This window comes from Peribacillus sp. NPDC056705 (assembly GCF_043656335.1).
Window position 1 is genome coordinate 1 of sequence record NZ_JBHTYI010000272.1, and the last position, 579, is coordinate 579.

Consider the following 579-nt stretch of genomic DNA (forward strand, 5'->3'; position numbering starts at 1 on the left):
GGACACGTATTATGGTTATGGTGTCTGGATACTCAAGCAAGATCATGGCGTTTTTAAATATTTTGTTATGGGTAGTGACCCTGGCGTCATTATGCAGTCTTCTGTGTACCCCGACAGTAATATCCATGTGCATATTATAGGTAATATAGATCGAGGGGCAGGCATGATCGCTGCCAAAATCGATGATGTGATCGCTAAAGGAGAGTAAGAGTGCGGCGCGGCTGTAGGAGGATTTGAAAAAATCCTTTTATGCATGTTCATGCTCATCATTCTTAATGGGTGCGCATAGCTTAACTGGATCAGTGACATGGTGTAGGAGATGATGATATTGGAATCCACGAATGTATGGAACATCGTGTTAATCGGTATGTCCGGAGCCGGCAAGAGTACATTAGGCGTAAAGCTTGCTACAGCATTAGGGATGGATTTCGTGGATACCGATATCGTTATTCAACAACATGAAGGCCGGACGCTGCAAGAGGTTATGGATCAAGAGGGCATGGAGTATTTTATGTGCATTGAAGAAGGATTGGTGTCCGGAGTGCAGTTAAGCCATTGCGTCATTGCGACAGGTGGCAG

General features: G+C 44.9%; 1 protein-coding gene and 1 pseudogene. Both read left to right on the forward strand.

Features of this window, described 5'->3' with window-relative positions; translation table 11 throughout:
- Window positions 1–208 (forward strand): annotated as a pseudogene (locus ACFRAK_RS29625) (penicillin-binding protein); the annotation flags it as partial.
- Between the two features lie 120 nt (window positions 209–328).
- Window positions 329–579: shikimate kinase (locus ACFRAK_RS29630; protein WP_394573282.1), on the forward strand; the 251-nt coding region annotated here is incomplete at its 3' end.